This is a genomic window from Pseudomaricurvus alcaniphilus, assembly GCF_011440395.1.
In the GTDB taxonomy this organism is placed as follows: Bacteria; Pseudomonadota; Gammaproteobacteria; order Pseudomonadales; family Cellvibrionaceae; genus Pseudomaricurvus; species Pseudomaricurvus alcaniphilus.
The window spans coordinates 1,004,903-1,018,269 of sequence record NZ_JAAOIX010000001.1 but is presented as its reverse complement, the minus strand read 5'-3'; the positions used below and the strand labels follow the sequence as shown (position 1 = coordinate 1,018,269).

Below are 13,367 nucleotides of genomic sequence, written 5' to 3'. Positions count from 1 at the left end.
TATTGAAGGAGTTGGTGTAATGAAAAATAAGTCTTTTACTATTGAAGATGAAATGGCTTGCATAAGATTAAGCAACGAATTTGCCTATTATCTGGATCATAAACAATACACTAAAGCAGCAGCTTTGTTTACTGAAGATGGCGTATTTGAGCGACCTGGTGCTAGTGCCAAAGGACGCTCTCAAATAGTGGCTTTTTACGAAGCTCGCCCAGTTTCGCCGGTGTCATGGCATATGTGCGGGTCACCTGTGTTTATATCCGTGAAAGAGGACGAGGCCGAGGCAATAACGCCATTCACGTTGTACCACGCCAAACCTGTTGAGAATGGCTTGCCGCAACTCGGTTCCGGGCCCGCGGCGATAGCTGAGTTTAAGGACACCTATCGGCGTACCGTTGAGGGTTGGAAAATCCACTCGCGCAAGGCGGCACCAGTTTTGGTGGCAGAACATTAAAAGACTGTATTGGTGGGTTTGAAGTTTGATCGTTATCCTATCCTGCTTTTGTTCGAAATATATATCATTTATTAGAATACCTAGAGGGTAATCAAGATGGCTAAAGACAAGAAAATTGTGCCAGTGAAACTGGCGCATATTGTTCTAAAGACAAAACAATTTGAAGCTATGGCTAGTTGGTATGGTAAGGTCTTTCATATGGAGGATGTGTTTAAGAACGATATATTAAATTTTATGACGTTTGATGAAGAGCATCACCGGCTAGTGTTGATAAATATGCCATCAGAAATTGGGGATCATGATCCAATGAGAGTGGGCTTGGGGCATTATGCGTTTAGCTATGCGAACCTGGACGATTTACTCGAAACCTATGTGCGTCTTAAAGGGCAGGGGATTGTGCCGTTTTTTCCCATTAATCATGGTATGACCACCTCGCTCTATTATAAGGATCCCGACGGCAATGAAGTTGAACTAATGATAGATAACTTTAGCACGCCGGAAGAGAGCAAAGCTTATTTTCAAACAGAGGCCTTTAGCGCTAACCCTATTGGCCATCCGTTTGATCCGGATATTTTGTCAGTTGGGCATAAAGCGGGCCGTCCATTTGCTGAAGTTATGGCAGAAGCCATTGCAGCCGCATCGGATATAGCCATCCCCTCCGCGGTCGAGTAACTAAATATTTAGGAGGTTAGTATGCTGGACCCTAAGAATACGAATAGTACAGCCATGTCGCCGCCAGAATTTAATGTCGATATGTACGCTGACGAGGTTTTACGGAATCCTATTCCCTTCTATGATGCTCTGCGTGATGCGGGGCCGGTGGTATCAGTGCCACAATATGGCGTATATGCTGTGGGCCATACGGCTGAAGCAACCGAAATATTGAACGATAACGAGCGTTTTATTGCGAGTGCGGGAACAGGCTTGGTAGATATTCGTGATCCGGGTCTGTTGCGTCCAGTTAGTTTTCTATTAGAGTCGGATCCACCGCAGCATACCCTGGCGCGCACTACTATGCAGCGCATAATGTCACCTGTATTTGTACGAAGCTGCCAGAGTATGTTTATTGACCGAGCTGAAGCATTAGTTGATGAATTACTCGACAAAGGACAAGTGGACGGTGTTGGTGACATTGCAGAAAAGTTTGTATTGAACGTATTTTCTTCAGTGGTTGGTCTAGAGTTGCCACCCGGGCCTGCGATTGCGATCACGACGATGGCTCTAAACATGCAAGGGCCAATGAACGAGCGGAGTATGCAAGCATATAAGGATGCGGAGCCACATCTTGCATGGTTTGAGCAGGCACAGGCGCGGGAGAGTGCTATCCCAGGGGGAATCGCTGATCTTACATATCAGGCAGAAGACGCTGGAAATCTGCCGGAAGGTTTTGCTAAAAATATGGCTTCGACTTTTCTTGCAGGAGGCTTCGATTCGACTATAGGTGGTATAGGACACACCCTGAATCTATTGGCGCAACATCCCAGTCAATGGGATTTGGTTTGTGCCAAATCTCAATTGGCGCGTGCTGCATTCAATGAAGCCATTCGTCTGAACCCTCCTTTTCGTGTTATTTATCGTATGATCACACGTGAGACAGAGGTGGCAGGTTACAGGCTTGAGCCAGGTATGAAAATTGGCGTGTGGATATGTGCGGTAAACCGCGACCCGAACCTCTTCGAACGATTAGACGAATATGACATTACTCGCAAAGGTGCTGCTGCAAGTATGTCATTTGGAATGGGCATTCATAACTGTATCGGGCAAATGCTGGCTCGGCTTGAGGCTGAATCCATTATTAGTGCTCTGGCTAAAAGAGTGTCGCGTATAGAATTAACTGGAGAGCCAGAATATCAATTGCATAATCATATGTACTTGTTGGATCGATTACCACTGCGGCTAATTCCGGCATAGTTGATGGCGCCCTATAGATGGTTTGAGGGCGAGATCGTATTTGGTTTCGGTGTAGGATATAGTCGACGATTTTATAGTTTTGTTGTCGGCTTATAATGGGTTATGAGGAAAATAATATGGGTAAGTTGACAGGTAAAGTGGCGTTAATTACGGGCGCCTCATCCGGTATGGGCGCAGCGCAAGCACGTTTATTCATTGAGCAAGGTGCCAAGGTTCTGCTCTGTGACGTGAACCGTCAGCCAGGTGAGGCTTTAGCTGACGAACTCGGTGATAACGCAGAATTCTTTTATCTTGATGTATCAAATAATGAACAATGGCAGGAAGCAACTGCGTTTGCTGAGACAAAGTTTGGGCATTTGAATATATTAATTAACTGTGCTGGTATTGCAATTTTTGGCCCGCTTGTAGAATCCAGGCTGGAGGATATAGACCTGCAATATCGAGTCAATCAGTTGGGCGTTTTACTGGGAGTTATGGCAGTAATAGCACCAATGACACGCGCGGGAGGCGGTTCTATTGTCAATATCGCCTCAGGAGCGGGGGTTAGGGCAGCGCCATCCATGGTCGCTTATTCCGCAACTAAATGGGCCGTAAGGGGTATAACAAAGAGCGCAGCGAGTGAATTAGCGAATTTTAATATTCGTGTTAATACAATTTGCCCTGGGGTTATTGATACACCCTTAGTCGATAAAAATAGCGATGAGCTTAATGCAGTATTGGTTTCTATGACACCAATGGGCCGAAAAGGACAGCCATTAGAGGTTGCTCATGCTGCTTTATATCTTGCATCAGATGATGCAAGTTTTGTAACAGGAACTGACCTTATGGTTGATGGTGGCTCATCAGTTTAATCTATTATATTGCTGCATTTTTTGTGCGGGACCTGTGGTCATATATTAAGATGACCACAGGTTTTTTTCTTCCTGTGCTATCCTACGCCAAACCTTCAGCTTTTAGGGCGGCTTGAACTGCCGGCCTTGCGACAATTCGGCCAAAATATGCATTCAATGCATCAAATTTTGAGATGTCTAATTTTAGGTGATTGGCCCATAAAATCATTACAAACATATAGGCATCTGCGATCGTAAAGTGTTCTCCGACAAGAAAATCCTTACCTTTTAACGCATTGTTCACATAAATAAAGCGTGTATTTAGACTTTCTTTTGCTGCTCGCTGGATGTCCTCTGCAGCCTGGCGTACCAAAGGGGTATAAAGTTTATGGATATCGGAGTTAATATAACCAAGCCACTCTTGCACACGATAGCGTTCAATAGTTCCAGCGGCTGGTGCTAGCTTGGCTTCGGGTTTGAGGTCGGCCAAATATTGAGAAACTACAGGACCTTCTGTCAGCAACTGGCCGTCATCCAAGGCTAGTGCTGGAATACAGCCTTTGGGGTTGATGTCAAAATAATCGCTGCCATCTTCGAGCTTGTGTGCACGGATATCGGTGTTGATTAACTCTAAGTCGATACCTGCTTCTTTTGATACAATGTGAGGCGCCAGGGAGCAGGCGCCAGGGAAATAATAGAGTTTCATAGGCTTCTCACAGTTTATTGATTGTTGTACAGCATTCATTACAGGGAAGCTGCTGCCAGGCCTGCTGTTTATACCCTGCCGGTTACTTGCTCGATCACTTTTTCGCAGTTGTCGGGCAGTGTGTCGCCACGCCATGCTACATGCTGATCGGGTCGCACCAGAATGAGCTTACGTTCTAACAGGTCCAGTATGGGCTCGTTTGCCAGGCGAATCACTGTGAGGGGTAGCTGTGCTTTTGCGGCGGCTATTTCAAATGCTGAAGAGTCAACTTCGCCTATGACGATGAGTGAGAATTCTCTGCCTAGATATTCATAAAGTGCACAGCCGTCATATAAGTAAATGTGGGGCAGGCGTGCTCCCGGGCAAGTGGTCGGTTGGCATACATCAGGGTTAAATTCCGGTAGGTCGGAGCCATCGCTAATGATGACGGGTGAGCCTTCATAGTAATAACCGTGCTCAACACCCCAGCGCTCATTTTCCTGATTACCAAGCGCCTTGATTTTACTGCCAAGCGCTAAACGTCTGGCTTCAGCGTCATCGGCTTCCAGGTCGCCTTCCTCCATCGCTTTAGCATATGCTTCTGCTATGGCCATACGTACCTTGGTATTCTCGAATGACATAGCGACATTGCGCTGTGCTACTGGAAGGCGCTCAATTTCGTAACTGTCTAATAATGCCTCACCACCCCAACCGTTTAGTACCGCGGAAAGCTTCCAGCCTAGGTCGACCGCATCTCCGATACCTGTATTCATGCCAAAACCACCGGTTGGAATTAATTGGTGGGCAGAATCACCTGCCAGGAATACGCGTTTTTTGCGGTATTCCTTGGCTACCACAAGGTGAGGTGTCCAGGGGTTAGACAGAAGCAGTTCAAATTCAAAATCTTGGCCAACAAACTCCCTAATCCATTCTTTGGGTTGTTGTGGCTCTGTAAAGCCGTGGATAGTCCAAATATCTTTTCCATTTTGCGAAATCATACTGCCTACAGCAGTTTGTAAATGGTAAGTTATACCAAATTTCGCCAGAACGTCATAATCGGTAGAGCGAAAATGTGCGGTATAGGCTTCCGCCACTTTGAACTGCCCGTCTAGCTCTATACCCATGGCTTGACGTACTTTACTTCCGCCCCCGTCACAGCCGGCTAAGTAGTCACCGCTAAGTTGTTCAGTTGCATCGGTTTCCGTGTTGCGGATAGTCACAAGCACACCGTCTGCGGTCTCTTCATGTGACTCGTAGGCCCAACCAAACCGCACATCGATGAATTCGCTTTCTTCGGCTTTTTGTTTGAGCACAGGCTCCACTTCTACTTGAGAAACACGGAGGCTGGGCTCCCATGTGCCGCGGCCATCATTAGCAACGCGGGTCTGGTCTCTTCTGCCGTCAGGTGTGGGGTAGGGGAAGCGATGTAAGACGGTACCCGTTGCGCTGGTTGCCCAGATAATATCCAAATGATGGTCGCCGGGAACACCAACAGCACGTAAATCTTCTGCTACGCCCATTCGGCGAAATAGTTCCATGCTACGGCCATTGGTTAAATCCATTTTCGGGTGGCGCGTCGTTGTTGCATTTCGCTCTAGCAAGATTGATTTAATACCGTGGGATGCTAATTCCAGGGATAGGCTTAAACCAACGGGGCCACCGCCTGCAATAAGTACCTGAGTTTTGTTAGACATTATGTATCCTCTAAAAGGCAGGAAATAGACAAGTGTGAAGGATAGCGAAATCTCTCGTAATTTGTCAACTGTATATTAAAATTTCATTGTAGCCAATTTATTCCAGCTCTAACCTCTGTAGATATGGTTTCCACCTTTAAAAAACCCGTGTATTGGTTAATGTTAGGTGTTCTCGCAGCTTGGCTGAAAGATTTTAAGCTATGGAGTTTCGGGTACTTATTTCCCATGCCACTATTAGTGGCATGGGTTAAATGTAGTACCATATGCTCTTGCTCAAATATATTAGATATCCATATGGGAAATACATGCCGAATATAGTATCCAAGCCTCGTCGTCGAGGTCGCCCTGGCGGCTGTGATGAAAGAGTTGTGCATCGTGAGGAGATGTTAACTGAAGCGCTAAAGGCCTTTGCCGAAAAGGGATACGATGGTATGTCAATGCGTGAGTTGGCAGCCAAGTTAGGGATAAGCCACGGTTTGATACCGGCTCGCTTTGGTACCAAAGAGCAATTATGGAAAGCAGCTTTTGACCAAGGTATGGAGAGTTTGTTGGCGCAGGTTAATACGATTCATAAAGGAAATACCGCAGAGGATAAATTGCGAAATGCTGCGGTTAATTTGCTTGTTTCACTATTCAAGTTTCCCGCATTTTTACAGCTAGCTAACTATGAGGGGGCGCGCAATACGGCGCGCTTGGATTATATTCTTGAATCTTCGGCTCATCAAAAACTGATAGCGGTATTCAAGGAAATAATCGATGAGGGGGTTTCTACGGGTGAGCTTAAAAGTATAAATCCATCGTTGATTTTTTTCTTGATCGCACATGGCGGGGGGGCTGCTTTGTGTTCGCAGCCACTCACGTCAAAGATTGATCTTCTGAAAAGTGATGAGTTGGATTCGGCCAAAGAAGTCGCAGAAGAAATTGTTGAAATTGTTGTTCGTGGCGTTAAAGTGTAGTGATTTAGCTACGAGGAAAGTTACGCTTGACTACAACTACTGGCTTTTGAAGTATGCAGTTTTCTTTTGTTGCAGAATGATTTGTGTTGATCGCATAAACGTTTTTCTCGATTCTTTGAAATATTATTTTTTTCGTAGTTCTGGAAATTTAAAAACGTTAATAGATGCTGAGTCATTTGTTTGTTGTTAGCATGCCAGAGCGGATATGTTTTCTTTTTAGATGGGCGTGTTACGGAATAAAATTTATATCGTCCGCAAGAAAGTCTTTGAACTTTCCTCGTAGCCAGCGATGAAATGCATCATTTTGATGTGCTTCAGACCAAAAAACAGATACTTGCATAGGCGCAATGCCCATGTCGCACTCTATGATATCGATTTCAAAGTGACGCGAATAAATTTCACCAACATGCCGCTGTACCAGTGCGATAGAATCTGATTGTTCAACAAGAAATGGTAGTAACGTAAAGTGGGGAACCAATAATTGCTCCACCCAGCCATCTTTAAAGGGGCGATTGACTCTTATGGCGCTATTTGCCTCTGGTCTATATCCAATATTGGCAAGTTTCGAAAATTCATCTTTACTTAAGGGCGAGCTGACTTTTTGATTTCCTCGTCTGGCTATGCAAATAAACTCTTCCTTGTATAGGGGTTCTTTGTACAAGGTGTTACCCTCAACGATGGGTTCGGGTACGATTATAAAATCTATCTCGCCTCTTTCAAGTTCTAGCACATGTGTCTCTGGAACATTGATTATTTGCACGTGGACGTTAGGTGCTTTTATTCTTAGTTCTTCGATTAGCTTCTTTCCTAAAGCTACAATAACGCAATCGGCCGTTGCTATAATAATTTCACGATGAAGCGATAGAAGGTCAATCTCTTCTGCTTGAGTAAGAGTTTCGATTTCTTTTAAAGCGCTGTCGAGCTTTTCTTCAATTGTGTGGGCAAAGTGCGTTAAAACCATATTTCGCCCAACACGAACCAGGACATCGTCGTTAAATTGTAGGCGAATGCGTTTTAGTGCCTCGCTCACCGCTGATTGGCTCATGTGTAACAGTTCAGCAGTTCTTGTGACATTCTTTGTCTTTAGGAGGGATCGTAAAACGGGCAAAAGATTTAAATCAATTGCCCTGAGATTTTTTGGGGTATTTACCATAGTGGTCATTGCTTCTTGTAAGGATTGCGCGGATTTGAACCCGATGCGCATCAATATATTAGCTGATAACACAGCCCGTAATCACTCGTTAGTTGGTCAGGTGTTTTGGAGCCCTGGCCAATAGAATGGTTAAATACGTCTTTTGGCTGCCCGGTTGATCTGCCCGCCTCATATTGGTTATGGTTGGCTCGTAATTATTATGGCAAATGTTATTCTAATCCGAGTTCAGCCTTCGTTTGTCATATAGCCTTAAGTAGTAATTGATAATCTCCTGCCGGGCCTCGACGATCGCGATAGCCGCTTTCAGCATCGCTTGGAGCCTTTGGCCGGGCGCTCTATACGATAATGTTGGCAATGTTCTAAATGGGCATTGCGTCTCATGCGCAGTGGTCGATACATTGACTTGACAGGTCGGTCCCGCTTCGACTGGGCGGTAAACAAGTAGTCTACTACATTCTCGTCGTAGGGAAGCCGCTACCCTTTAAATCTCTTGGTCTATTATTCTAAATCGCCGGCTTTCTACTCGCAACTGGAAAATTCCGACTTATTCAGTAGGCTGCTTGGCTTTGTCTCGGGCCTACTAACGAGCCCGTCTGTAGAGTGACATTGACCGCAGACGTAGTGTAGCCACAATTCAGGGGTTATGCTTCTTCCGTGCGATACTTTTGGGATCCAATTTACGTTCTTGCGAATTCTACCCTTTGCTGTTGAGCGGCATTTCTTGATACTGAATATAACCCCTTAATCGGGTGGCCGAATTGGCGGTGCGCTCCCCCGTGGCGGTGTCTTGGTTGACTTTGGTCATCAGTTTCGGTGGGCGCAACACCGTTTCGGGTATTCGATCGGGCGAGTCGCTCAGATACCACTGTGTTTCTGAGTTGTGCATAATCACCGAAAGGGAGCGTGGCGCGTTCCAATTATTCGAATAAAAAAGCTTGTTTTCCATTGTATAACTTTTTTTGTCCGAGGCAGGCGGAGAACGGAGGTTGTGACAGAGCTCTGTTGAGGGGATCAGCTTGTTGAATGTTTCTGCTTGGTATAAATGGTTTTCAGGCATTTGATTTAATGATGAGTGAATCGAGTGGTGGTTTGTTCAATCTGGCGGGGGTTTTATTGACTGTAATTCCCGGTAGGCCAGTGGTGTCATACCAGTCCACTGTTTAAAGGCGCGAATAAAGGCGCTGGACTCTGAGAAAGCAAGCTTTTCACTGATTTTCTCTATGCTATAACGGTTCGAATTTAAAAAGTAAATGGCCATGTCTCGTCGGGCATCTTCTTTCATTTGTCTGAATGAGCGACCTTCTTTTGCCAGCTTTCTTCTCAGGGTTTGTTCAGTTGTCGAAAAATGTTTGATGGCTTCAGTCAGTAGTGGTGGGGTTTCGCCGCTACGGATGACTTTTTCCATCCATAAGCGTAGGCGAACAGATGTTGACGAGCTGCGCTTGGGTTGTGTCAACAGTTTTACCTGGGTGTCTGTCCATAAATTTCCCAGATCATTACGGTCTCGGCACACTGGAAGCCCAAGGTGTTCGCCGCTGAAAATGATGGAGTTCTCTGGCTGGCTGAAGTAAACCGGTGCGCCGTAATATAAATACTGATATTCCTGCTTGAAGCGCGGTTCCGGGTGTTTAAGGTTAACTCGTTCCAGTGGAATAAAGTCCCCAGCCAGCCAGCACATGATGCGCTGACACAGCAGCATAGTATTTTCCAGAGCGTAATGGCCGACGATACCGGTCATGGGTAGTACCACGTGAGCAATCCGAATGCTTGTGCCGTCTTCTATTGGCGCTGTTTGGATGCTTGAAGCAATCTGATTGAGTGTTCGGCTGGTCTGTTTGAGTGCATCGGCGATGGTAGAGCAGCTAAAGCCCGTGCGAATCAACGTTTCCAAAGTGCCAAGGGGTAGTGGGGTGTTGAGCAGCCCGCAGGTTTCATCGCGCAGTGTGGTTATAACTTGGCCAGACAGCCGAGAGAAATCTAATGTCGATATTCGCAGTCGGTTATTGTTCATTATTTGCACTGGGATATTGAGCGAGCGCAGTAGTTCCTTTGGGTTATAGCCCTTTAAAACATAGCCCTCCAGCAGAGACTGGGCGTAAACTGATGAGATTGTAACAGCTTCCATAGTGGTGCCCTTCAATACGCATTGATAGTCTGAATTGTAACATAATGTCTATCTCGTGGCGCTGTTCGTCATTGTCACAGCCACGCTTGAAGAGCATGATAACGGCCTTTTTCGATCACTATCATAAACATTGCTGAGAGCCTTATATGACCAACAACGCCTACATTTACGATGCCGTTCGCACTCCCCGCAGTAAAGGCAAGCAGGACGGTAGCCTGCATCAGGTCAAGCCCATCGACTTGGGGGCGGGTTTGTTGAAGGGACTGCAAAAGCGCCATGACCTGGATACGGCATATGTGGATGACGTGATCATGGGTTGTGTGAGCCCCGTAGCGGAGCAGGGCTCCGACGTAGCAAAGATGATTGTGCAAAAGTCCGGTTGGGCGGAATCTGTGGCGGGGGTGCAACTGGATCGCTTTTGCGCGTCGGGTCTGGAAGCGGTGAATACGGCGGCCCAAAAAATTGCTTCCGGTTGGACGGATCTGCTGGTTGCCGGCGGAGTGGAATGTATGTCCCGTGTACCAATGGGGGCGAATGGCGGGGCCATGAGCCTGGACCCCGCCTTCCAGCTGGAAACACAGTTTGTTCCCCAGGGCATTGGCGCTGATGTCATCGCGAACCTGGACGGATACCGCCGTGAAGATGTCGACGCCTTTGCCCTAGAGTCCCAGCGCCGTGCGGCCCACGCCCGTGACAATGGCTATTTTGATAAGTCCATAATGGCCGTTAAGGACGAAAACGGGCTGACGATTCTGGAAAAAGACGATTTCATCAAGCCTGGTTCGACGATGGAGGGGCTGGCAAAGCTGAAGCCTTCGTTTGAAGTGATGGGCGGTCTGGGTTTTGACGATGTCATTTTGCGCAAATACAACACCTTGCAGCGCGTGGAACATGTCCATACGCCGGGCAACTCCTCCGGTATCGTTGATGGCGCTTCCGCTGTATTGATCGGCAGCGAGCAGGCAGGCAAGGATCTCGGGCTGATCCCTCGCGGCCGCGTGGTCTGCGGAGTCGTTACTTCCACCTGCCCAATCATTATGCTGGCAGGACCTGGGCCGGCAGCAAAAAAATGTCTGCGAAAGGCTGGTCTCAAGCCATCCGATATCGACCTGTGGGAAATCAATGAAGCATTCGCTTCAGTTGCCTTGCGCTTTATGAAGGATCTGGATATCAGTCATGAAGTAACCAATGTCAATGGTGGATCTATAGCCATGGGGCACCCGCTGGGTGCAACTGGCGCGATGCTGGTCAGTATTATGTTGGATGAGTTGGAACGCCGCGGTATGAAACGCGCGATGTTATCCCTGTGCGTAGGTGGCGGTATGGGAATTGCCACCATAATTGAGCGTGTGTAGTTCCACCGAATGACTATTAATTTCCGGGAGCAAGTGATGAGTGTATTTAAGTACCAGAAAGACGCAGATGGTATCGTGACGATAACCATGGACCAGACCGGTCCGGTCAATGCCATGAATGCCGAATACCGTCAGGCCATGGCTGAGACTCTGGATAAGCTGGAAGCTGAAAATGGGCTGGCGGGCGTTATTTTGACCTCTGCTAAAAGGACCTTCTTCGCCGGTGGCGACCTGAACGAATTGGTCGCTGTCAAGCGCGGTGAGGAAGCCCGGCTACAAGCCCTGGTGGAAGCGGTCAAAGCACCGCTGCGCCGTTTGGAAAAACTTCCGGTACCCGTGGTTGCTGCTATCAATGGAGCGGCCATGGGGGGCGGTTTTGAAATATGCCTGTCCTGTAATCACCGCATCGCGTGGAACAATAACTCCGTTCAACTGGGCTTGCCAGAAGTGACGCTCGGGCTGCTGCCGGGCGGTGGTGGTATCGTTCGTATGGTCAATCTGCTGGGTCTGGAACTGGCCTTGCCCTATCTGCTGGAAGGCAAACGCATTGCTGCTGACAAGGCTTTTAAGGCGGGATTGATTCACGAGACGGTCGAGTCTCTGGAAGAGCTGCTGCCGCGAGCCAGGGCGTATATCCTTGCGAACAAGGGCAACCAGGACGCTGCAGTTCAACCCTGGGACCGTAAGGGGCACAGAATTCCTGGCGGCGTTGTCAATTCACCCGGAATGGCTCAGTTGATCCCCGGCGCTGCCGCCATGTTGGCAAAGACGACTCGCGGCTTGTTGCCGGCACCTGCGAAAATTCTGGATTGTGCAGTTGAGGCGGCCAACGTGGATTTTGAAACTGCCTTGAAAATTGAAACACGTGGCATGGTGTATCTGACACTGACACCGCAAGCGAAGAACATGATCACTGCCTTCTTTTTTAATATGAACAAGGTAAACGGTGGTGCCAGTCGTCCTAAGGGAATCGAGCTGCAGAAAGTCAGCAAGTTGGGTGTGCTGGGCGCCGGCATGATGGGCCAGGGTATTGCTTATGTATCGGCCATGGCTGGCATAGAAGTGATTTTGAAGGACATAAGCGTCGAAGCGGCTGAGCAAGGCAAAGCCTATACCGAAAAACTGTTGGCAAAAGGAATTAGCAACGGTCGTATGGATGAAGCCAGGAAGGCTGCGGTTCTGGGTTTGATCAAAGCCACTGCCAGTGACGAAGATTTGCAGGGCTGTGACCTGATTATTGAGGCGGTGTTTGAAAGTATCGAATTGAAGAACAGGATTACCGCTGCAACTGAGCAGTATCTGGCGGCAAATGGTGTTTGGGGTTCAAACACCTCCAGCCTGCCAATTACCCGTCTGGCAGAAGCTTCCAGTAGACCTGAGAACTTTATCGGTATCCATTTTTTCTCGCCGGTGGAAAAAATGCCACTGGTGGAAATTATCTGCGGTGAAAAGACCAGTGATGAGACCTTGGCCAGGGCTTTCGACTATGCCAAACAAATCAAAAAGACACCCATAGTGGTCAACGACTCGCTGGGTTTCTACACCTCAAGGACTTTCGGAACGTATCTGGATGAAGGGTGCCGTTTGCTAACAGAAGGGTTGCACCCGGTGAAAATTGACAACCTGGGCAAAGCTGTCGGTATGCCTGTGGGACCGCTGCAGGTGCACGATGAAACCAGTTTGGAGCTGTCCCGCAAGTTACACGAAACCTGGTCCAATATTGGCCAGGCAGACAAGTGGGGCGAGCGGGACGCTATGCACGGTGTCATCGATACTCTGCTCACTAAACATGGGCGCGGTGGTCGCCATTGGGGCGGTGGGTTCTACGATTATGCGGAAGACGGCACCCGCAATATCTGGCCAAAATTACTCGATTTTTATTATAGGGCGGATGTCGATTTGGATGAGCAGGATGTAAAGGATCGCCTGTTGTTCCGGCAGGTGATCGAGACGCTGAAATGTCTGGAGACCAATGTCCTGCGCAGTGTAGCTGATGCTAATATTGGCTCTATTATGGGTATAGGCGCGCCGGTGTGGACAGGCGGATTCATTCAGTTCGTCAATACCTACGGGCTGGAAAATTTTCGGGCCCGTTGTGCAGAGCTGGCTGCCAGCTATGGCGATCGATTTAACTGCCCTGCCGTCGTGGTCGAGAAAATTGCCAGATGTGAGCTGTTCACTTAATTGAAGAGCTCTGCCTGTTTAGC

12 protein-coding genes are annotated in these 13,367 nt (G+C 47.8%); 7 read left to right on the top strand and 5 right to left on the bottom strand.

The annotated features are described in order from the left end of the window. Positions 1-19 precede the first annotated feature (19 nt). The 4 genes from G8764_RS04370 (at position 20) to G8764_RS04355 (ending at position 3,213) form a co-directional block, all read left to right on the top strand. On the top strand, positions 20-451 hold the full coding sequence (locus tag G8764_RS04370) for a nuclear transport factor 2 family protein (protein ID WP_166162202.1): 432 nt from the start codon (positions 20-22) through the stop codon (positions 449-451). A 96-nt stretch (positions 452-547) separates the two neighbouring features. Then, the gene (locus G8764_RS04365) at positions 548-1,123 is read left to right on the top strand and encodes a VOC family protein (RefSeq protein WP_166162200.1); all 576 of its coding nucleotides are present in this window, start codon (positions 548-550) and stop codon (positions 1,121-1,123) included. A 21-nt stretch (positions 1,124-1,144) separates the two neighbouring features. Next, entirely contained in the window at positions 1,145-2,362 is a 1,218-nt protein-coding gene (locus G8764_RS04360) for a cytochrome P450 (RefSeq protein ID WP_207951656.1), read from the top strand. A gap of 116 nt (positions 2,363-2,478) precedes the next feature. Further along, complete coding sequence (locus G8764_RS04355; protein WP_166162198.1) at positions 2,479-3,213, top strand: SDR family NAD(P)-dependent oxidoreductase; 735 nt, start codon at positions 2,479-2,481, stop codon at positions 3,211-3,213. A gap of 82 nt (positions 3,214-3,295) precedes the next feature. On the opposite strand, the gene gstA is transcribed toward G8764_RS04355, so the two are convergent. Both gstA and G8764_RS04345 read right to left on the bottom strand, forming a co-directional pair. Beyond that, the gene (gene gstA, locus G8764_RS04350) at positions 3,296-3,898 is read right to left on the bottom strand and encodes a glutathione transferase GstA (protein ID WP_166162196.1); all 603 of its coding nucleotides are present in this window, start codon (positions 3,896-3,898) and stop codon (positions 3,296-3,298) included. 68 nt (positions 3,899-3,966) lie between these two features. Then, positions 3,967-5,571, bottom strand: coding sequence for an FAD-dependent monooxygenase (locus G8764_RS04345; RefSeq protein ID WP_166162194.1), 1,605 nt, complete (start codon positions 5,569-5,571; stop codon positions 3,967-3,969). Between the two features lie 305 nt (positions 5,572-5,876). Between G8764_RS04345 and G8764_RS04340 the strand changes: the two genes are divergently transcribed. After that, complete coding sequence (locus G8764_RS04340) at positions 5,877-6,527, top strand: TetR/AcrR family transcriptional regulator (protein ID WP_166162192.1); 651 nt, start codon at positions 5,877-5,879, stop codon at positions 6,525-6,527. Between the two features lie 229 nt (positions 6,528-6,756). Here the strand turns inward: G8764_RS04340 and G8764_RS04335 are convergent, their stop codons facing one another. The 3 genes from G8764_RS04335 to G8764_RS04325 all read right to left on the bottom strand — a co-directional run bounded on the left by G8764_RS04335 (position 6,757) and on the right by G8764_RS04325 (position 9,805). Continuing rightward, on the bottom strand, positions 6,757-7,689 hold the full coding sequence (locus G8764_RS04335; RefSeq protein WP_166162190.1) for a LysR family transcriptional regulator: 933 nt from the start codon (positions 7,687-7,689) through the stop codon (positions 6,757-6,759). A 685-nt stretch (positions 7,690-8,374) separates the two neighbouring features. Further along, a complete protein-coding gene (locus G8764_RS04330) occupies positions 8,375-8,737 on the bottom strand; it encodes a hypothetical protein (RefSeq protein WP_166162188.1) in 363 nt (120 codons plus the stop codon). Between the two features lie 36 nt (positions 8,738-8,773). After that, complete coding sequence (locus tag G8764_RS04325) at positions 8,774-9,805, bottom strand: AraC family transcriptional regulator (protein ID WP_166162186.1); 1,032 nt, start codon at positions 9,803-9,805, stop codon at positions 8,774-8,776. A 146-nt stretch (positions 9,806-9,951) separates the two neighbouring features. Here G8764_RS04325 and G8764_RS04320 point away from each other — a divergent pair, with 146 nt between their 5' ends. Together G8764_RS04320 and G8764_RS04315 are read left to right on the top strand one after the other, a co-directional pair. Next, on the top strand, positions 9,952-11,160 hold the full coding sequence (locus G8764_RS04320; RefSeq protein WP_166162184.1) for an acetyl-CoA C-acetyltransferase: 1,209 nt from the start codon (positions 9,952-9,954) through the stop codon (positions 11,158-11,160). Positions 11,161-11,169: 9 nt separating this feature from the next. Then, entirely contained in the window at positions 11,170-13,344 is a 2,175-nt protein-coding gene (locus G8764_RS04315) for a 3-hydroxyacyl-CoA dehydrogenase NAD-binding domain-containing protein (RefSeq protein WP_341806291.1), read from the top strand. The last annotated feature ends 23 nt before the right edge of the window (positions 13,345-13,367 follow it).